At 63.1% G+C, this 16,851-nt stretch carries 24 protein-coding genes; 7 read left to right on the top strand and 17 right to left on the bottom strand.

What is annotated here, in order from left to right:
• Nucleotides 1–22 precede the first annotated feature (22 nt).
• From SCD90_RS10140 to SCD90_RS10095, 10 genes are all read right to left on the bottom strand, one after another.
• Entirely contained in the window at nt 23–340 is a 318-nt protein-coding gene (locus SCD90_RS10140; RefSeq protein WP_319844560.1) for a phage head closure protein, read from the bottom strand.
• Nucleotides 337–735: a DUF3168 domain-containing protein gene (locus SCD90_RS10135; RefSeq protein ID WP_319844559.1), complete on the bottom strand. Its 399-nt coding sequence runs from the start codon at nt 733–735 to the stop codon at nt 337–339. The genes SCD90_RS10140 and SCD90_RS10135 overlap by 4 nt, the downstream gene beginning before the upstream one ends.
• On the bottom strand, nt 732–1,151 hold the full coding sequence (locus SCD90_RS10130; RefSeq protein ID WP_319844558.1) for an HK97-gp10 family putative phage morphogenesis protein: 420 nt from the start codon (nt 1,149–1,151) through the stop codon (nt 732–734). The genes SCD90_RS10135 and SCD90_RS10130 overlap by 4 nt, the downstream gene beginning before the upstream one ends.
• A complete protein-coding gene (locus SCD90_RS10125; RefSeq protein WP_319844557.1) occupies nt 1,151–1,420 on the bottom strand; it encodes a head-tail connector protein in 270 nt (89 codons plus the stop codon). Before SCD90_RS10125 ends, SCD90_RS10130 begins: the two co-directional genes overlap by 1 nt.
• Before the next feature lie 336 nt (nt 1,421–1,756).
• Complete coding sequence (locus SCD90_RS10120) at nt 1,757–2,140, bottom strand: HNH endonuclease signature motif containing protein (RefSeq protein WP_319844556.1); 384 nt, start codon at nt 2,138–2,140, stop codon at nt 1,757–1,759.
• A complete protein-coding gene (locus SCD90_RS10115; protein ID WP_319844555.1) occupies nt 2,140–2,457 on the bottom strand; it encodes a hypothetical protein in 318 nt (105 codons plus the stop codon). The genes SCD90_RS10120 and SCD90_RS10115 overlap by 1 nt, the downstream gene beginning before the upstream one ends.
• Nucleotide 2,458: 1 nt before the next feature.
• Nucleotides 2,459–3,034, bottom strand: coding sequence for a hypothetical protein (locus tag SCD90_RS10110; protein ID WP_319844554.1), 576 nt, complete (start codon nt 3,032–3,034; stop codon nt 2,459–2,461).
• Nucleotides 3,035–3,038: 4 nt separating this feature from the next.
• Entirely contained in the window at nt 3,039–4,601 is a 1,563-nt protein-coding gene (locus SCD90_RS10105; protein WP_319844553.1) for a phage major capsid protein, read from the bottom strand.
• Complete coding sequence (locus tag SCD90_RS10100) at nt 4,601–4,975, bottom strand: gene transfer agent family protein (protein WP_319844552.1); 375 nt, start codon at nt 4,973–4,975, stop codon at nt 4,601–4,603. The genes SCD90_RS10105 and SCD90_RS10100 overlap by 1 nt, the downstream gene beginning before the upstream one ends.
• Entirely contained in the window at nt 4,975–6,102 is a 1,128-nt protein-coding gene (locus SCD90_RS10095; protein WP_319844551.1) for a phage portal protein, read from the bottom strand. The genes SCD90_RS10100 and SCD90_RS10095 overlap by 1 nt, the downstream gene beginning before the upstream one ends.
• A gap of 255 nt (nt 6,103–6,357) precedes the next feature.
• Between SCD90_RS10095 and SCD90_RS10090 the strand changes: the two genes are divergently transcribed.
• Nucleotides 6,358–7,146 (top strand): hypothetical protein, encoded by a 789-nt coding sequence (locus SCD90_RS10090; protein ID WP_319844550.1) that lies wholly within the window; start codon nt 6,358–6,360, stop codon nt 7,144–7,146.
• 181 nt (nt 7,147–7,327) lie between these two features.
• Here the strand turns inward: SCD90_RS10090 and SCD90_RS10085 are convergent, their stop codons facing one another.
• Both SCD90_RS10085 and SCD90_RS10080 read right to left on the bottom strand, forming a co-directional pair.
• The gene (locus SCD90_RS10085; protein WP_319844549.1) at nt 7,328–8,050 is read right to left on the bottom strand and encodes a Crp/Fnr family transcriptional regulator; all 723 of its coding nucleotides are present in this window, start codon (nt 8,048–8,050) and stop codon (nt 7,328–7,330) included.
• 3 nt (nt 8,051–8,053) lie between these two features.
• Nucleotides 8,054–8,299: a DUF6894 family protein gene (locus SCD90_RS10080; protein WP_319844548.1), complete on the bottom strand. Its 246-nt coding sequence runs from the start codon at nt 8,297–8,299 to the stop codon at nt 8,054–8,056.
• Between the two features lie 199 nt (nt 8,300–8,498).
• On the opposite strand from SCD90_RS10080, the gene SCD90_RS10075 reads away from it, so the two are divergent.
• Nucleotides 8,499–8,624, top strand: coding sequence for a hypothetical protein (locus SCD90_RS10075; protein WP_319844547.1), 126 nt, complete (start codon nt 8,499–8,501; stop codon nt 8,622–8,624).
• A gap of 57 nt (nt 8,625–8,681) precedes the next feature.
• Here SCD90_RS10075 and SCD90_RS10070 read toward each other — a convergent pair whose 3' ends face one another.
• A complete protein-coding gene (locus SCD90_RS10070) occupies nt 8,682–8,924 on the bottom strand; it encodes a hypothetical protein (protein WP_319844546.1) in 243 nt (80 codons plus the stop codon).
• A gap of 263 nt (nt 8,925–9,187) precedes the next feature.
• Here SCD90_RS10070 and SCD90_RS10065 point away from each other — a divergent pair, with 263 nt between their 5' ends.
• From SCD90_RS10065 to SCD90_RS10055, 3 genes are read left to right on the top strand one after another with little or no spacing between them, the layout of a single operon-like run.
• Entirely contained in the window at nt 9,188–9,721 is a 534-nt protein-coding gene (locus SCD90_RS10065) for a hypothetical protein (protein ID WP_319844545.1), read from the top strand.
• 60 nt (nt 9,722–9,781) lie between these two features.
• The gene (locus tag SCD90_RS10060; protein WP_319844544.1) at nt 9,782–10,156 is read left to right on the top strand and encodes a hypothetical protein; all 375 of its coding nucleotides are present in this window, start codon (nt 9,782–9,784) and stop codon (nt 10,154–10,156) included.
• Between the two features lie 9 nt (nt 10,157–10,165).
• Nucleotides 10,166–10,603 (top strand): hypothetical protein, encoded by a 438-nt coding sequence (locus SCD90_RS10055; RefSeq protein WP_425265672.1) that lies wholly within the window; start codon nt 10,166–10,168, stop codon nt 10,601–10,603.
• Nucleotides 10,604–10,663: 60 nt separating this feature from the next.
• On the opposite strand, the gene SCD90_RS10050 is transcribed toward SCD90_RS10055, so the two are convergent.
• The gene (locus SCD90_RS10050) at nt 10,664–12,235 is read right to left on the bottom strand and encodes a DHA2 family efflux MFS transporter permease subunit (RefSeq protein ID WP_319844543.1); all 1,572 of its coding nucleotides are present in this window, start codon (nt 12,233–12,235) and stop codon (nt 10,664–10,666) included.
• Between the two features lie 2 nt (nt 12,236–12,237).
• Nucleotides 12,238–13,449 carry an HlyD family secretion protein gene (locus SCD90_RS10045; RefSeq protein ID WP_319844542.1) on the bottom strand — a complete coding sequence of 404 codons (1,212 nt, stop codon included), beginning with the start codon at nt 13,447–13,449 and terminating at the stop codon, nt 12,238–12,240.
• Nucleotides 13,450–13,589: 140 nt separating this feature from the next.
• Here SCD90_RS10045 and SCD90_RS10040 point away from each other — a divergent pair, with 140 nt between their 5' ends.
• Together SCD90_RS10040 and hemA are read left to right on the top strand one after the other, a co-directional pair.
• Nucleotides 13,590–14,252, top strand: coding sequence for a TetR/AcrR family transcriptional regulator (locus tag SCD90_RS10040; protein WP_319844541.1), 663 nt, complete (start codon nt 13,590–13,592; stop codon nt 14,250–14,252).
• Nucleotides 14,253–14,331: 79 nt separating this feature from the next.
• Nucleotides 14,332–15,582, top strand: a complete 1,251-nt coding sequence (gene hemA / locus SCD90_RS10035) for a 5-aminolevulinate synthase (protein ID WP_319844540.1) — start codon at nt 14,332–14,334, stop codon at nt 15,580–15,582.
• 16 nt (nt 15,583–15,598) lie between these two features.
• On the opposite strand, the gene mscL is transcribed toward hemA, so the two are convergent.
• Entirely contained in the window at nt 15,599–16,036 is a 438-nt protein-coding gene (mscL, locus tag SCD90_RS10030; protein WP_319844539.1) for a large conductance mechanosensitive channel protein MscL, read from the bottom strand.
• 68 nt (nt 16,037–16,104) lie between these two features.
• A complete protein-coding gene (locus SCD90_RS10025; protein WP_319844538.1) occupies nt 16,105–16,845 on the bottom strand; it encodes a DUF2865 domain-containing protein in 741 nt (246 codons plus the stop codon).
• Nucleotides 16,846–16,851 lie beyond the last annotated feature (6 nt).

The following is a 16,851-nucleotide window of genomic DNA, read 5'->3' as shown; positions in this document are numbered from 1 at the left end:
GCGTCTGGTTTCCTTCCGCGCATCAGAAGCCCCGCGCCAGTGCGCGGATCTCCAGCTCGCGGCGTCTGCCGATCTCCGAAAGTGCCTTGATGTCGTAGGCGCGGCCTTCGAACGTGAGCCTATCGGCAACGCTGACGCCGGGGCTGTAGCGGGTGCGGAATGTGAGCATGGTCTCGGCGCTGTCGCCATGAGCCCGCGCCGCTTCATCTGTGCCGCCGCTGACAAGCTCGGCGCGCAAGGTCGCGACCGTGCTCCAGGTTTCGACGGGCGTTCCGAACTCATTCGGAGCTGTGGTGGATCTCTGAAGCGTTAGCTGCCGATCGAGCTTTCCGGCCTTCATGCTGCTGCCCTCGCCTGGAGAACAGCCTCGACCGTGAGCACGCCATGGCCCTTGCCGGATGGGTCGGTGACGTAGCGAGCTGAAGCGATCGTCAGAGCGTGGCAGACATGGTCTTCCACGTTCCAGGGACGCGAACGAAGAGCCGCCCTTACCTCACCCGCTATGCGCTTCACTGTCTCATCCGAGTCGGCCCAAACGTGGAGATCGAGGAAGGTGCGGTCGCTGAAGCTGTCGAAGTCGTCGCCATAAACGGTCTGCCCGTCGCGGAGGATCACGCACGGAAACAGCTCAGGCTTCGCCGCCATAGAGACGATGGAGCCTGCCGGCACGGTGGTGAGATCAGCGACAAGGCGGGCGCGAACCGTGGCCTGGAGCGCGAGCGAGGGGTCGATCATCGCTTCGCCCATCCGTCGCGGACAGCCTTGCTGATCGCTCGCTTGATGCGGCTATCGAGGCGCTTTCGGGAGAGCCTGAAGGCGGGCCAGAAGAACGGCTGAGCAGCGGCGTCGGTCGTGCCGTATTCCACAAGGTGCGGGTAGCGAACGGCATCGTTTCCGACAGTCACGCGAACCGTCAGCTCAGGGACCAGGGCAGCGCCGCCCGGCTGGCTGTAGGGCGGGGTTGCCTGCCCCGCTGGTGTGGCGACGATGCTGTCGCGAAGGTGGCCTTCGTCTACAGGAGCGAGCAGCTTCATGCGCGCGACCAGCTCGTCTCCGCTCTTCTGGAGCGCAGGCTCGATCGCCCTCTTCACCTCGACGGGAATGGCAGCGAGACGCTTCTCCAAGCGGGCAAGACCAGGGCTCTTCGCCATCAGAACACCCACTTTCGATAGGGTTCGATGAGCTGGAGCACGCTCTCAGGCGTGCCGTCCTCGCCTTCCCGGTCCTCATAGAAGTGCGACACGAGCTGACGCACGGCCTCTTTGACCGGAGCCGGTGTGTCGCTAAAGCGGGCCATGACTTCGGGGTCGAGGAAGGTCGAGACGTATTCTGACGCCGCGAGGATCTTCGCCTCGATCAGCGTGTCGTCAGTGTCGAAGTTGATGTTGGCGTGAGCCTTGAAGTCGTCGGCAGAGATCACGAGCAAAAAATCCTATTCAGACGCAATCTTGCGCGAACCATCCTCCGCCGGTCCTTAGGCTTCTTCGGAAGTTCTTCCCCACCCCCGGCAGGCCGCGTAGATGATCGGGGCATGTTCAAGAACCGATTCATTGTGTCTGGGCTCGTCGGGTTTGCCGTTGCCATCATGGTCGGCCTGCTGTCGGGTTCGCAGACATGTCGCGACGGTTGGGCGTCATCCTCCATCGGGCGATCTGGCGCGTGTTCGAACCACGGTGGCGTTGACCGATCCGCTGAAACGCTGATGCTCATCCTTGGGAGCGGTGCTGCTGTAGGAACATTCATCGTCATCGGACGGCTACGCCGTCGTTTCTGGTGAGCGATCAGGTCGTGTCATTGGCCCTGCCCTGCGCTCTTCCGATTGCTTAGCGCGGGAGTGACAGGAGACGCAGAGCGGTTGCCAGTTGGAGCGCCGCCAGAACAGCTTCAGGTCGCCACGATGCGGGGTGATGTGGTCCACCACCTTGGACGGCTCAGGGCAGCGGACGCAGACAGGGTGCGCCTGCAGATACGCTGCGCGCTCTCGCTGCCACTTGCTGTCATAGCCACGCTCACGGGATGAAGGGCGCTTGGCGTCGAAGCGGGCTTTGCGCTCAGTGTCGCGCTTGAGCTGGCATTCGCAGCGTGTGCCGCTGGCGACTACCTTTCCACATAAGCAGAGGCGTGGGGCTCGGATCGGCATCACTCAGCCGGATACAGGAGCATGACAGAAGGCGCGCCTGAGCGGACCCTGAGCAGGTTTGCGATCTCGTATGGAACGCCGCCCATCAGGGGCAGCGTCACGATCTCAGAGGTGCCGTTGCCCTCGGTCGCAAGCTCCAGCTCATATGAGCCGCTTTCCGAGACAAAGACACCGATCGGCGGCTTCGTGGGGAAGCCGGACGCGGTCGTGTTCGGCGTGAATGAGCGCCAGGCGAAAAGGCCCTGGATTTGGACACCAGAATAAGAGGCGCTTTCGCGATCAGTGACGGCCTGGAGGATTTCGGAGAGGTTCGGCACGTCAGATTCCCATCATCTTCAGTTGAGCTAGGCCCTCGCGATCAAAGGCGGTGTTGGTGGGGTCATAGGCGTCTTCATCGGCGTCGCTGGAGCTGCCGAAGATCTGCTTCAGGAGATCCATGCGACCGCGATAGGCGGTGACGATCTCAGCAGGCGTGGCTTTCCAAGCGGCGTCAGGGCTCCAGCCGAGAACGCCCGTGGCGATTTGGAAAAGCTGTTCGAAGAACTCGGAATAGGTCGTGGAGCTGGTGCTCTTGCCGGAAGGCTGGCTCTGCTCCTGATCACCACCTGCAAGGGCGATGATCACCTCCAGGCACGGTCCGGTGATTGCCGCCAATGTGTCGCGCAGAGGCCACGCGGCAAATTCATAGAGCAGGTCAGGAAGCTCGGTCGGCTGCGCTGCCGTCTCCTGGATCACCTGCGCAAGCGCCGTGATGTTGCCCTTGGTGATTGCATGAGCGAGCGGCTGGAAGCCCCCGAACCTTCGCTCTAGGCGCGTTGCTGCTCGCAGCGTAGGCCGCAGGATCAGCCGCGTGTTTGCGAGCTGGATCGAGATGTCGTCGGCTGCGAGCTGCATGGTTTTAGGCCGCGACTTTCAGCTTTACGAACCTGTCAGGGTTCGTGACGTCCGCGCCTACACGGCGTCGCGCGTGAAAGCGGACCTGCCCCTTAGTCGCGAGCGTGAAGGGATCACGGAGCAGCGAGAGGCTGACGCGATCAACGATCCGATAGCCCTGCAGATCACCGAAGAGGATCGGATAAGCGTTCGCCGCGATGTCGGGCATGTCGAGGGCTTCGACGATCGGACGGCCTAGGAGCGTGGTCGCTGCGCCTTCCGAAATCGGATCGATGACCAGATAGCGCCCCGTGGAATCCTTCCACTTCCGCATCTCACCCAGAGTCTTCCGGTTCATCACCCACGCGCCGTTCTGCGCATGAACTGTCGGCAAGGCGTGGAACATGCCGATGATCACATCGGCAGGGTTCGCGGCTGGGAAGTTCGCAGCAAGGCCGGTCTTCACTTCGGCAATGCCAGTTGCCGTCAGGAGGCCCTTCGGCTGGCCCGTTCCGGTGCCCTTCACGAAAGCCGTACCCTCGGCAACGCCGAAGCTCTCCGCGAAGTCAGCAGTCAGCTCGCCTTCAAGGTTGTAGGAGTTGTCTTCGAGAAGCTGAGTGGAGACATCCGTGTAGGTCGCCAGCTCGAAAGGAGTGAGCGTCACCTGATCGAACACCGGCTCGCTGGCGGTGCGGTCGGCGATCTCGCTAACCCAAGTTGCCGTTGTGCCGCTGACGCGACGCGCGAGCTTGATCTCAGCAGCGCCGATGGTGACCACGCGGGCATATTGACGGATCGGGCTATATTCGACCGTCTTCTTCAGAATTTCGCTGGCGAACTGCTCAGGTGCGAGGAAGCCGCCCGATGCGTCATTAGCGACGGTCAGCGACTTGGTTTCTTCCTGCGGCATCCGCTCAAGACCGGATCGGGCAAACGAAACGAACGCCTTCCGAGAGAGCGTGAGTTCAGCCGGCTCATCATTGGCGATGATCGACGGGCGGTTGAGCCTGGCTTCCATCTTGTCGAGGCGATCGCCAATCTTGGCGAGGCTCTTCGTCTCGGTTTCCAGCTTGGTCATCTTGGCTTCAAGCGCCGACAGGTCGGGCGCGGTGTTCTCTTCTTCCATGGCCGAACGGCCCTCCTTGTTGGCCGATTTGGCCGTGATGATCCGCGCGCCGGGGTGGCACGGGACAGAAACAATGCTGATTTCGTGGAGATCGAGGGCGCTGATCGTGCGCCCGCCGCCGCGACGGGACGCGGCTTTCTTGCTGACAAAGCCGATCGAGAGGCTGCTAACGGCACCCTCCAGAACAAGCGCTCGCACTTCGCGAGCACGCGCCACGTCATTGACCAGCAGACGGCCTTTGACGATCAGGCCCTTGTCAGTTTCCGTGATCTCTTCCCAGACGCCGATCACCTGCGCCTGATCGTGAGCGAACAGCATCGGCAGGCGGGTTGTCGTGGTGGCGAAAGCACCCTTTTCGATCAGGTCGCCAACGCGATCAGGCGAGCCAAAAGGCCACGCCATTCCGGTGATGGTGCCTTCAACCGAGACGGTGAAGGCGGCTTTGATCTCTAGGCGATCCATCACTCGGCCCCGCTTTCGAAGGCTTCAGCGATGTCGGCGCGGAGCTTATCGACGTCGAACTTCTCCGCAGGCGTGCCGCTGTAGAGCGCGTCCAGGATCTCGACCGCGAGCGGGTAGACTTCACCGATGGGACGTTCCGTGGCGTAGGTCGCTGTCAGAGACGCGGCGTCTTTGGGCGTGGCACCGCCGCCGATCAAAGCAAGGCGGATGGTCTGCACCATGTCGCCATGGTGAAACTCGCCAGCCAGCATGCGGCGGAAGAGAGAGCCGATCCCCGCACCCGTCTGCTTCTCCAGCTCCAAGATCATTGGAGGTGTGAGGCATAAGGTGCGCTGAGCATCGCCAAAGAAGCGGCTGACAGAGGTGTCGGCCATCACACGGCCTCCTGCTTTGGAGCCGGTGCGGCTGTCATGGTGTTGGGGTTTTCGAAGGTGTCGCCGCCTTCGTAAGGCGGGCGGTTCTCGGCAGCGCGGGCTTCGTTCGGGCAGAGGATGCGTGCCGCAATGGCCTTGCTATAGGCCTCCATGCGAACGGCAATATCGCCCTTCACGAGCGCGTCGAGGATGAACTCAGCGAAGAAAGTGTCGCGATCTTCAGGAGCGATCAGCTTCAGGCGAACCTCGCCTTCCCAGGCTGCGAGCCAGCGGGCAAGCGCGTAGGTCACGAACTGCTGACCGCCAACTTCCGCGTTGGTCCAGGTCTGGCGGCTGTAATCCATGATCAGGACGGGCGGCACGCGGAACACGCGAGCGATGTCGAGAACGGTGCGGTTCCAGAGGTCGAGGAACTGAGCGTCGGTGCTCGTCATCGTGAGCGCTTGGAAGGAAGCGCCGCTGTCGAGCACTGCCGTGCCACCGGATTTCCTGCCACCGTGAGCCGCCTGCCAAGCAGCTTTCTGACGGGCAGCGGCTTCAGGTGTCAGGGTGTTGGCAAAGGTGATCAGGCCGGATGGGCGTGCGCCGTTGCCGAAGAGTCGTGCCGCATGCTGCTCCATCACAAGAGCAAGGCCGATCGTCTCGCGAGCCTGTTGGACCGGACTTGTGCCGCTTAGGCCGTCGAATCCTGGAGCGCGAATGTGGAGGATCTCAGAGCGCGGGATGATGCGCTGAACGTTGCCGTCTTTGCGGCTGTAGACGGGTTCGCCGGTGACCGGATGGGCGGTGACGCTGATGCTCTCGGGATCGAGCCGAAGCAGCTCGACGGGTCGGCCCTCCACGCGATTGATGAAGGCATAGCCGTTGCCGTGGAGCAGAGCATCGCGGGTGAGCTGTTCGCGGAACTCAGGGCCAGCGGTCCAGTCGTTCGGATCGATCAGAACACGTTGGGCGGGATGATCCGCCGCGCGCTCTTTCGAGCCATCCTCATCACGCTCATAGACGTGAAGCGGGAGCTGACCGATCGCTTCTGCAATGGCCTGAACGGCGCAACGCACGGGTGCGCAGGTCATCGCCGTGCGCGGCGTGACAGCCACGCCAGACGCAACCGGAGAACCGCCGAACATGTCGGACAGCCACGGTTCTGGAGACGTTAGACCGGACTTGGTGTCGAGCCCGATCCAGCTCCGAACTGTTCCGATTGTTGCTGATAGACGCACTTCGATCCCAAGGTGATTTCAACTTGGGATAAGTATACCGGTTGCAGGTCTATGTTCCTAGAGGTAGGAATGTTCAACCTGTACGTTCCCTCACAGGCTGCACAAGTTTGTTCGTGAGAGCAGATGGTGTCACCTTCCACTTGAAGGTGAGGGAATCAAAACGTGAGTCTGATTGTCGATTACCGTCGCCAGCAAGCCGCGCAAGCACAGCTCGATCAGATTCTCAAAAATCCTAATTCGGCGCTGCTCGTCCATTACTCCTGCGAAAGCTTCTACAAGACCGATGGACGCTCACCCAGGATCACATCCATAGCAGCTCGGAGATATGGCTCAGGGCAGACGATATCGTTCTCAATCCACAAAATGGCAGAGATCGACTGCGTTCCTATGGACCGGATAAGAGATCATTATGACGCCCTAGAGCGAAAGATGCTCGACGAGTTTTACGAGTTCATTGCTGAGAATGCGCATGTGAAGTGGGTCCACTGGAACATGCGCGATGAAAACTACGGCTTTGAGGCGATCAAGAGACGCTACCAAGTCCTAGGTGGTTCGCCTCGCGCGAGCGTGCCGGAACAGAACCGCATCGATCTTGCCCGGCTGTTAGTGGACCGATACGGGCGCGACTACACTGGCCATCCTCGGCTTGAATCGCTCGTGATGAGCAACGCGATGACAACGACAGGCTTCCTCAATGGGCAGGAAGAATCTGATGCTTGGGATCAGGGCCGGTTCTTGGACCTACATCGCTCCACGCTGAGGAAGGTGGATCTTTTCGGTGCGATCATCAGCAGGGTGGAAGATGGTTCCCTGAAAACACAATCAGGTTGGCTTGCCCGCGTGCTTGGAGCAGTGCAAGCGCATCCGGTAATTTCGGGGCTTGTGCTTTTCGGAAGCCTCGCAGGAGCTTTAGCCGCGCTGGTCAATGGGGCGCAATGGCTGCTCAGCTGAACATATCCACAGACATTCCAATGTTACAAAAAGGATCTTAGTCCTATATAAAAGAAAGCAGTATCAGCCACTTAGCTTTCTCGCATTGAGTTCAATCCTCCCCTGCGGCACCAGTCCCCTGCCGTTTCCCTGACATACCTGTTCAGCGGCCCGCCTTCACGACGGAGGTCGCACCTGCCGCTCACCGCTCCAACTGTTGATGCAGATGCAGGTAGGCCGGGTCGAACTCCGCCTCTTCGCGAAGAGCCTGCAAGTCGCTGATCACGATCGTTCTTCCCGACGACCTGATGAGGCCGTCGGCACGCAGTTCCTGAAGCGTCCGGTTCACATGCACGGTGGTGAGGCCCTGCGCATCGCCAAGCTCTTCCTGTGTGACGGGCAGTTCGAAGCTTTCGTCGCGGGCCATGCCGATGGCCTCCATGCGGCAGTGCATCTCGCAGAGAAAGTGCGCCAGCCGCTGCCGGGCCGATTTTCGGCCGAGGCCGGTCAGCCATTGACGGGTAGTCGCCGCATCGACCAGCGTCAGGAGCCAGAATGCACGTGTGAGGAAAGGATATCGCCGCGTCACTTCCAGGAGGTCGCTGTGCGCCACCAGCGCCACCTTGCACGGCGTCAGCGCGGCGACGCCATGGTCCATCTTCTTGAGCAGGAAGCTGATCAGGTCGACGAAATCGCCGGGAATGTGCAAGGCGCTGATATGCCGGTCGCCGTCCTCCAGATGGACGTGGCGGATCGCGAAGCCTTCGATGAGGAGCTTGCTCTCCGACTGCAGGGTGCCCTCGGACGCGATCTCGGACTTCGGCGCGAAACTCACTACGCGGGAGGATATCTGACGGAGAACGTCCTTTTCCTCGTCGGTCAGTGGCCCATGCTTCTCAAGGGCTGCGATGAGCGGGTGCGACATGGGCTAGTCTCCCTGCTGCTCAGGAGCCGCGCCGTGCCTCTGGGCCCTTACTTCGATCTCGATGATCCTGCCGCCACTCGCGTCGAAGACCTCGAACAACCATCCTGTCGGCGATGGCAGGTTGCCGTCAACATCGCGCAGCATCTCACCGCAAAGGGTGACCGCCTCCGACCACGCCGCATCATCGTGCGGCAGTTCCACAGGCTCGGGATCGACCCCCGTGGGGACATGGAAGCGGTAGATCGGCATCGCTTGAGATACGGCTGGCGCGGCGGGGCGGTTCCGGTGCACTACCGCACCGGTGGCTGGCGTTGATGCACGTTAATGACCAGCGCCTGCATGCGCCCTTACTTGCAACATGAGTGCGGCACGGAATCGGCAGCCCGGTGGTGATCGGTTCGATCCTGAGTGGTTCGAGATCGAGGCAGAACGCTGCAGACGCCTCGCCGTGAACATCGACTACACGGCCGAGAGCCGGCGGACCTTCGAAGGCCTGAGCCGGTTCTACGAGGCCATGGCAGCGGGCGAGGATGAAAGCTGCCCCCGCCCCCCAGCCAAGGACAGCGACGCCTGAGAACGCAAAACAGCCGCGGACACGCCGCGGCTGGTTCTCACAGTCTGGAAGCTGGGCTTACTGCGGAACGACGGTCGCGCATTCCTTTGTCGTCTTGCTCTCGGAACCGATGAGCTTGTCCTCGGTTTTGGTTTCTGTCCGGCACTCGGTGATTGGCGGCGGCGGTGGCGCGGGCTCGGTAACGATCACGGTGGAGGACGGTGGCGGCGGAGGCGGTGCCGGCTCGACAATCACGGTCTGCGCCAGCACAGGCGCCGAAGTGAGGACCAGCAAGCCGGCCGCGATCAACATCTTGTTCATGCATGTTCTCCCGTCAGAACTGGAACAAAAACGCTACCTCTCCGGCTAAAGTTCCATCATCACGGATAGGTGCCGCGTAGATGAAAGGCGTCGCCTCCTAGCCCTACTCTTTATGCTGACATGAGAATCGCGCACGAATTCGCCATGATCCGCTCTGATGCGCATATTTTTTTTGGCATCCTGGAATAAACCTTCGCAACGACTCGTTCTTCACCCTGGGTTTCGCAGATTGCTGCGGGGCAGCAGCACATGGAGAACGACTTATGGATCTCAAGCATCTCAGGACGTCCGCTCTTGCCATTGCTTTCCTTGCCGGCGCATCCGGCCTCGCCATGGCCCAGACCAGCTCAACGGTCGGCACCGGCAGCAGCACCGCCGGCAGCGGCGAAAGCAACACCGTAATCGGCACCGGCGGGTCGTCGACCAGCGGCTCCGGCAGCGCGTCCACGCTTGGCACCGGCGCAGCTTCGGCCGGCGGCGGGCAGACCAGCACGTCCATCGGCACCGGCGGTTCGGCCGCGGGCAGCGGTTCAGGCTCCTCCTCCACAGTCGGCACGGGATCGTCTTCGGCCGGCGGCGGGGACAGCAGCAGCACCGTGGGCACGGGCGGGTCCACGGCTGGCTCCGGCAGCGGTTCATCCTCGTCGACCGTTGGCACGGGCGGCTCTTCCGCAGGCAGCGGATCGAGCAGCAGCTCCGTCGGCACCGGCGGCAGTTCGGCTGAGTCGGGCCGCGCTTCGGCGCCTGGCCAGACGAAGAAGGAACAGGCGCCCGGGCAGATGAAGAAGGCGGACTGATCAGCGGTCATCAGCAAACGGGGCGCGGTCGATCCGCGCCCCGAAGCCGAGGAGGTTGGCATGAAGATCAGAACAGCTTTCGCAGGCGCTCTCGTCACGGCACTCGCGGTCACGGCACACGCCATGGCCGGAAGCGAAAGCGTGATCGGCCGTACGTCCGATGGCCAGTCCTGCGAGATCATCATCGAACGGGCCACCGGCACCGGCGGGTCGCAGATGTCGACGCAGGTGACGGCCGGCAACGGCCAGGTGTCCGCCTCCACGACCATGCCCGGCGGAAAGACCACGAGTGCCGGCGGCGGAACTCAGATCCGCTTCGGCACCGAGGAGCCGGTTCAGGCGCAGTCCACCAGTTCGAGTTCCACCTCCGCCGGCGGCACCAACATGGTGGCCATGGCGGGCGGTCGTGCCTGCACGGCCACGAAGAACGACTAGGAGGAAATCATGAAAGCTTTTGCAGGAGCCTTCCTCGCCGCCGCTCTTATGAGCACCACGGCAATGGCACAGGCACCGTTGCCGACAAGCAGCGCGACGGCCGGGTCGGGCGGCAGCGCCGCCAGTGGCGGAACGTCTGCCTCCACGGTCGGCGTCGGCGCGACGTCCGCCGGTGAAGCCGGCACGTCCTCATCCAGCTCAACGGGCGGCAGTGCGGCCGCCGCCGAGGGGCGCACATCCACCAGTTCGCGCGTGAATGGCAACGACCAGAACCTCAACGGGATGGCCAAGGCGCGCGCGCAGGACGGCGGAACCTGGAGCGACTCCAAGACGAAGACCAAGGTCAAGGCGGGTGAGGTAGAATCCCGCACGAAGACCATGTCGCACGAGCCCGGCGAGAAGCCGGTGAAGAGCACGACGACCAGCAGCAGCGCCATACCGCAGTAAGCGATTGCTGCGTGAGGGAGGGTGGAGACGACGGGAAAGCGTCTCCACCCGCTTCTCTTTCTAGTGCCCGCCGCCGCCAGCCGGCGCGGCCTGCGGTTTCTTCAGGATGACCACGCAGCACGCGGTAAGTGCGAACAGGCAGGTCAGCAGGAAGAAGGTGTCGGCATAGGCCATCACCATGGCTTGCTGGCGCACCAGCATGCTCAGCCGCTTGAGCGCGGCGACGTCGGCCAGATCGCCCAGCGGAGCCAGCCCGCGCTGAAGGGTGTCGAGATATTCCAGCGTGTAGGACTTTGCCCAGTTCGCGCCGTCGTGCAGCCGCTGGAGATGCAGGTCGAGACGACTGTTATAAGCCTGGTTGATCAGCGCGAGCCCGACGGCGCCCCCCAGATTGCGGGTCAGGTTGAACAGGCCGGACGCGTTCTTCATCATCGGCGGGTCCAGCGTCCCCAGCGCCACATTGGTGATGGGGACCATGCACATCATCAGCCCCATCCCGCGCAGGATCTGGGGGATGAACAGCTCCCAGAAATCCCAGTCCGCCGTGAGATGGCTGGCGATCCAGGTGCCGGTGCCGAAGATGATCATGCCGACCACCAGAAGGATGCGCACATCCAGCTTGCGCGACAGAATGCCCGTGATCGGCGCCATGAAGAACATGGTCAGGCCGGTCACGAACATGGTCTCGCCGATCTGCAGCGAGTTGTAGCCCCGGATATGCGCCAGATATTGCGGGTAGACATAGGTCAGCCCGTAGAGACCGATGCCGAGAATGAACGAGAAGGCGGATCCCGTCGCGAAATTGCGGTTCCTGAACGCGGCGAGGCTGACGATAGGCTCCTCCGCCGTCAGCACGCGCCAGAAGAACAGCACGCCGGATACACCGCAGACCACCATGCAGATGGCCACCGCCTCATCCTGCAGCCAGTCATTGTTCGGCCCCTCCTCCAGCACATATTCGAGACAGCCGAGGAAGCCGGCCATGAAGGCGAGGCCGAACCAGTCGAAGCGCTCGAACAGCGAGAAATCGGGTTCGTCGAAGTCGATGAGGCTTCCCGTCGTGACGGTGACGATGATGCCCGGCACGATGTTGATCAGGAACAGCCAGTGCCATGACATGTATTCGGTGAGGTAGCCGCCGATGGTGGGGCCGACCGTGGGCGCCAGAGTGGCCACAAGGCCGATCATGGGCGAGACGAAGGCCTGCTTCGACTTCGGGAAAATGGTGAAGGCGGCCGAGAACACGCTCGGGATCATGCCGCCGCCGATGAAACCCTGCAGCGCGCGGTAGACGATCATCTGGTCCATGCTGGTCGCCGTGGCGCACAGGAAGCTCGTCAGCGTGAAACCGGCCGCCGCGCCCGCGAACAACCAGCGCGTGGACAGCAGGCGGGCCAGAAACCCCGACAGCGGGATCATGATGACTTCGGCGATGAGGTAGCTGGTCTGCACCCAGGAGATCTCGTCCGAGGATGCGGAGAGGCCGGCCTGGATCTCGGCCAGCGAGGCCGAGACCACCTGGATGTCCAGGATGGACATGAACATGCCGAAGACCATCGCCAGGAAGGCGATCATCTTTCGGGTATCCACCACGGGCTCCGCCGTGGGTGCGCCCGCTGCGGTGGTGGCCATGATCAGCCCTCGGCCGGGCGCGCGCCTGCGGGCGTGGTCCGGGTATCGACGTCCACGACCACGGACAGGCCCGGCCGCAGATGGGCGCGCAGCGCGTCGTCCGCCGAGATCGCGATCCGCACGGGAACACGCTGGACGATCTTGGTAAAATTGCCCGTGGCATTCTCGACCGGCAGCAGGCTGAACACCGAGCCCGAAGCCGGGGCGATGCTCTCCACCCTGCCCTTGATCTCGATCTTCTCCAGAGCATCCACGCTGAGGGAGACCTCCTGCCCCGGCACGAGCTCTGCCAGCTGCGTCTCCTTGAAGTTCGCGGAAACATAGACGGTGCCGGTGGGCACGAGTGCCATCAGGCGGCTGCCCGTGTTGACGAAGGAGCCGACATCCACGGCGCGGTTGCCCACGACGCCATCGGCGGGCGCCCGTATGGTGGTAAAGGACAGGTCGCGCTCGGCGGACTGCAGTTGCGTCTGGAGCCCGGCAAGTGCCGCCTCGGCTTCCGCGCGCTGCGCCTTCGTCACATCCACATTGGCGCGCGCCTGAGCAAGAGCGGCCTTCGCACTGGCAACGTTCGCGATGGCGTTGTCACGCGCCGCCCTCGCCTGATCGAGCGATTGCCGCGAGCCGAAATCGCGCGCCGCCAACTGCTGGGCACGGTCGAAGTCCGCTTGTGCACGCACCCGCGTCGCCTCTGCGGCATCGAGTTGCGCCTGTGCCTGCTGGACGGCGGCCTCCGATGCCGGGATCTGCGACTCGATGCGCGCGATCGTTGCCCGTTCTGCGGTGATCTTGTCACGCGCAGACGTTACGGCGAGCTGGTAGTCCACGGGATCGATCTCGGCGAGCACGTCGCCCGCTTTGACCCGTGCATTGTCCTGCACATTGATCTTCGAGACATAGCCGCTGGCCTTGGCGACGAGGGTCGTCACGTCTGCCTGCACATAGGCGTCGTCGGTCGAGACCATGAAGCGGCCCACCGTCCACCAGTTCCAGCCAAAATAACTGCCTGCCAGCAGTGCGACGAGACCGACGCACATCCCGATCAGCAGCTTCCGCGAGCGTTTGGGCTTGCCCTCCGCAGGCGCGGCTGCCGCATCCCCCTTCGGCTGGTCCGCGGGAACATCCACAGGGGGAACTGTCGGAGCAGGACCGGGCCGCAGCAGGGTGACGTCCGCGGGTGCGGCCTTGTTCTGGCGATTGTTGATGCTGGCCATGTTCGAAACCTTGACGAAACCGCCTCAAGAGGTCATTGACCGAACCGTTCAGTTCTGTAGCGGTTGAAGTAGGATCACCGTATAACTACGTCAAGCCGCGACGGGGCGGATCGTTCAAAAGGGGTCGAAAAAGGATGCCGATGTCATCCAGCACGCAGGCGCGGCCCGTTGAGGAAGGCTGGGACGGAGGCGAAAGCCTCAAGCGTCGCCAGATCCTCGCCGGCGCAAGCAGTGTTTTCATGTCGAAGGGCTTCAACGGGGCCAGCATGGGCGAAATAGCGCGCGTTGCGGAGGTCTCGAAAGGCACTCTCTACGTCTACTTCCAGAACAAGGAGCAGCTGTTCGAAGCCTGCATCGACGAGAAGCGCCGCAGTTTTCTCGCCCGCGTCCTGGACTTCCACGATGAGGCACCGGTCGAAGATGAACTGCGCCGCTTCGGCATGGCACTGGCGCGCTTCGTGGCTGAGCCCGAGGTCATCATGGCCATCAGGACGGTGACCGGGATCGCAGAGCAGATGCCGGAGCTTGGGGCGCGCTTCTACGACAATGGGCCGGGCCACAGCGCGCGCGTGTTCGCTGCCTATCTCGATCGGAAGGTGGCGGCAGGTGAACTGGCGATCCAGAACACCGCTCTTGCCGCCCTCCAGTTCGCGGATATGTGCCAGAGCAATCTGTCGCGCCCGCTGCTCTTCGGCGTGAACCTCTCGGCGCACGAGCGGGAACTGCGCGCCGAAGCCTCCGTCACCCAGGCAGTGCAGACCTTCCTTGCAACCTATCGCCATCGAGGCGCGGACGCTTGCTGAGGCGTTTTGTCCAAGACACATCCCAAATTTGTGGGTTTGGCCCGGCGACAGGGGCCGCCCGGCAGGTTAGACTGTTTCCATGGTTGAGCGATCGATATCCCCCTCTCCCGCATACGGCACGCATTTCCGCACTGCGATCGAGCGGCTCCACAGCGAGCGCCGATACCGTGTGTTCGCGGATCTGGAACGCCAGAACGGGCGCTTTCCGCGCGCGATCTGGCATCATCCGGAAGGCCCGCGCGAGGTCGTGGTCTGGTGCTCCAACGACTATCTGGGCATGGGCCAGCATCCCGACGTCGTATCAGCAATGGCCGAAACGGCGCTCAAGACGGGCGCCGGTGCCGGCGGCACGCGCAACATCTCGGGCAATCACCACCCTATCGTGGTGCTGGAACACGAGCTTGCGGACCTGCACGGCAAGGATGCCGCTTTGGTGTTCAGCTCGGGCTTCGTCGCCAATGAAGCCGCGATCTCCACCTTGGCGCGCGTGCTCCCCGACTGCCTGCTGATCTCGGACGAACTGAACCACGCTTCGATGATCGCGGGCGTCCGCAATTCAGGCGTGGAGAAGAAGATCTTCCGCCACAACGATCTCCGTCATCTCGAAGAGATCCTGAAGGCGGTTCCGCGCGAGCGGGCCAAGATCATCCTGTTCGAGAGCATCTATTCCATGGATGGCGACGTCGCCCCCATCGGCGACATCTGCGATCTCGCGGATCGCTATGGCGCCATGACCTATCTGGACGAAGTGCATGCGGTCGGCATGTACGGCGACCGGGGTGCCGGAGTGGCCGAGCGTGACGGCGTGATGCACCGCGTGGACGTGATCGAAGGCACCATGGCCAAGGGCTTCGGCGTCGTGGGCGGCTATATCGCGGCGTCTGCCGACATCGTGGACGTCGTGCGCTCCTATGCCAGCGGGTTCATCTTCACCAGCACCATGCCACCTGCCGTCGCGGCAGCCGCCACGGCGTCCGTGCGCCACCTGAAGAACTCAGGGGTGGAGCGCGAGATGCAGCAGCGGCAGGCGGCCGCCACGAAGCGCGCTCTCGCAGCCCGCGGGCTGCCGGTGATGCCCGGCGACACGCACATCGTGCCGCTTCTGGTCGGGGATCCCGCGCTTGCGAAAGCGGCGTCGGACCGACTGCTGGAGCGTCACGGCATCTACGTCCAGCCGATCAACTACCCCACCGTGCCGCGCGGAACGGAACGTCTGCGGTTCACGCCGACGCCGTTCCACACCGATGATCTGGTCCTCGAACTTGCCGACGCGCTGGACGAGACCTGGGCGGCCCTTCGCCTCGAAAAGATGGCAATAGCCGCCGAGTAGTCCCGGCCCCGGATGGTCAGACCATCGGCGGCGGCGGTGCGGAACGCGCTGCCAGCAGGTCGCGTATCTCCTCGAGCAGCTTCTGCTCGCGCGGCACTTCAGCCACCTGCGGGGGCTTGGCTTCCTCAGCACGGCGCAAGCGATTGATGCCGCGCACCGCGAGAAACAGGATCCACGCCACGATCATGAAGTTCAGCGCGACGGTGAGGAACTGGCCGTAGCCGATCGTGGCGCCTGCCGCCTTCGCCGCCGCGTAAGTAGGCGCAGGTTCTCCGGTCAGCTGGAAGAAGTAGTTGGAGAAGTCGAGTCCGCCGGTGATGAAGCCGATGATGGGCATCACCACGTCGGCCACCAGGGATGTGACGATCTGGCTGAAGGCCGCGCCGATGATCACGCCCACGGCGAGGTCAACGACATTGCCCTTCAATGCAAATTTCTTGAACTCATCAAGCATTAAGAGGCCCCCTGCGATGTGCGGGGCATTGTTGCGCCGGATCTGGCGGCGCGCAACCGCAAGCAGACCTAGCGGGTGGCGATCTGCAGTGAGCGCACCTCTTTCGGCAACCTCTTGTCTTCCGGATCCACAAAATCGCTATCCTTGAAAGGCGGCGATCCGCGTCCCACGAAAGTCTTGAAGCCGTCGGCGGTGGCTACGATGTCGCCGCGCCGAAGCGTGGCATCGTTTAGCAGCGGCACCATGAAATCGCTGGCCGCGCTTGCCGATGCGCACTGATCGGCAGCCTCTGCGGAGACCGCCGTGTCGGAGGCAGCGGCGCGTCCTTCCTTGACTGGCGCTGAAGCGACCAGAGGCGTGAAGCCTGCTCCGGGCGTGAAGTCCTGCACGACCAGTTCGGTCGCGAGACCGTGTCCGGCGGCCTGGCACATCGCTTCCTGGTCGCCATGGTTCTTGCTCTCCGGCAGAATGCCCAGCGCGATCTCCTTGCCGTCGCACACGCGGCGGCACACCACGCGCTCAAGATCGCCCCGGTAGCTCGCGGTCTCGACGGGGGCTGGCCGGGGCTGCGCGGGCCGCGATATGCGGGGCGCGCGCTGCACGCGCGGAGCCTCGAAGAAGCCTTCGAAAAAACCCCTGCGCGGTGGCGGCGCCGCCTGCGGCGGGGCTTCCTGGGCCGCGTTGGCCCGGCGATGCTGGTTGAAGAAGAAATCGAGCGGGCTTTCCGCACGCGAGACCGCAGGCATGGCCATTGCCGAAGCAGCCACCAGCAAGGTGGCGATCACAAGTTTCTGCGTGCGCTGGCCCATGTCGGC

Origin of the sequence: Terrihabitans rhizophilus (assembly GCF_033898525.1) — a bacterium.
In the GTDB taxonomy this organism is placed as follows: Bacteria; Pseudomonadota; Alphaproteobacteria; order Rhizobiales; family Methylopilaceae; genus Flaviflagellibacter; species Flaviflagellibacter rhizophilus.
The sequence above is the reverse complement of the archived record's forward strand: the minus strand, read 5'-3'. Positions and strand labels throughout refer to the sequence as shown.

Excerpts from the sequence above, each read along its gene's own strand:
- SCD90_RS10060 (WP_319844544.1), top strand. The coding sequence starts at position 9,782 with ATGAAGATCAGAACAGCTTTCGCAGGCGCTCTCGTCACGGCACTCGCG.
- SCD90_RS10120 (WP_319844556.1), bottom strand. The coding sequence starts at position 2,140 with ATGCCGATCCGAGCCCCACGCCTCTGCTTATGTGGAAAGGTAGTCGCC.
- SCD90_RS10105 (WP_319844553.1), bottom strand. The coding sequence starts at position 4,601 with ATGGATCGCCTAGAGATCAAAGCCGCCTTCACCGTCTCGGTTGAAGGC.
- SCD90_RS10110 (WP_319844554.1), bottom strand. The coding sequence starts at position 3,034 with ATGCAGCTCGCAGCCGACGACATCTCGATCCAGCTCGCAAACACGCGG.
- SCD90_RS10050 (WP_319844543.1), bottom strand. The coding sequence starts at position 12,235 with ATGGCCACCACCGCAGCGGGCGCACCCACGGCGGAGCCCGTGGTGGAT.
- SCD90_RS10070 (WP_319844546.1), bottom strand. The coding sequence starts at position 8,924 with ATGAACAAGATGTTGATCGCGGCCGGCTTGCTGGTCCTCACTTCGGCG.
- SCD90_RS10040 (WP_319844541.1), top strand. The coding sequence starts at position 13,590 with ATGTCATCCAGCACGCAGGCGCGGCCCGTTGAGGAAGGCTGGGACGGA.
- SCD90_RS10140 (WP_319844560.1), bottom strand. The coding sequence starts at position 340 with ATGAAGGCCGGAAAGCTCGATCGGCAGCTAACGCTTCAGAGATCCACC.
- SCD90_RS10135 (WP_319844559.1), bottom strand. The coding sequence starts at position 735 with ATGATCGACCCCTCGCTCGCGCTCCAGGCCACGGTTCGCGCCCGCCTT.
- SCD90_RS10100 (WP_319844552.1), bottom strand. The coding sequence starts at position 4,975 with ATGGCCGACACCTCTGTCAGCCGCTTCTTTGGCGATGCTCAGCGCACC.
- SCD90_RS10085 (WP_319844549.1), bottom strand. The coding sequence starts at position 8,050 with ATGTCGCACCCGCTCATCGCAGCCCTTGAGAAGCATGGGCCACTGACC.
- mscL (WP_319844539.1), bottom strand. The coding sequence starts at position 16,036 with ATGCTTGATGAGTTCAAGAAATTTGCATTGAAGGGCAATGTCGTTGAC.
- SCD90_RS10095 (WP_319844551.1), bottom strand. The coding sequence starts at position 6,102 with ATGTTCGGCGGTTCTCCGGTTGCGTCTGGCGTGGCTGTCACGCCGCGC.
- SCD90_RS10025 (WP_319844538.1), bottom strand. The coding sequence starts at position 16,845 with ATGGGCCAGCGCACGCAGAAACTTGTGATCGCCACCTTGCTGGTGGCT.
- SCD90_RS10130 (WP_319844558.1), bottom strand. The coding sequence starts at position 1,151 with ATGGCGAAGAGCCCTGGTCTTGCCCGCTTGGAGAAGCGTCTCGCTGCC.
- SCD90_RS10080 (WP_319844548.1), bottom strand. The coding sequence starts at position 8,299 with ATGCCGATCTACCGCTTCCATGTCCCCACGGGGGTCGATCCCGAGCCT.
- hemA (WP_319844540.1), top strand. The coding sequence starts at position 14,332 with ATGGTTGAGCGATCGATATCCCCCTCTCCCGCATACGGCACGCATTTC.
- SCD90_RS10045 (WP_319844542.1), bottom strand. The coding sequence starts at position 13,449 with ATGGCCAGCATCAACAATCGCCAGAACAAGGCCGCACCCGCGGACGTC.
- SCD90_RS10055 (WP_425265672.1), top strand. The coding sequence starts at position 10,166 with ATGAAAGCTTTTGCAGGAGCCTTCCTCGCCGCCGCTCTTATGAGCACC.
- SCD90_RS10065 (WP_319844545.1), top strand. The coding sequence starts at position 9,188 with ATGGATCTCAAGCATCTCAGGACGTCCGCTCTTGCCATTGCTTTCCTT.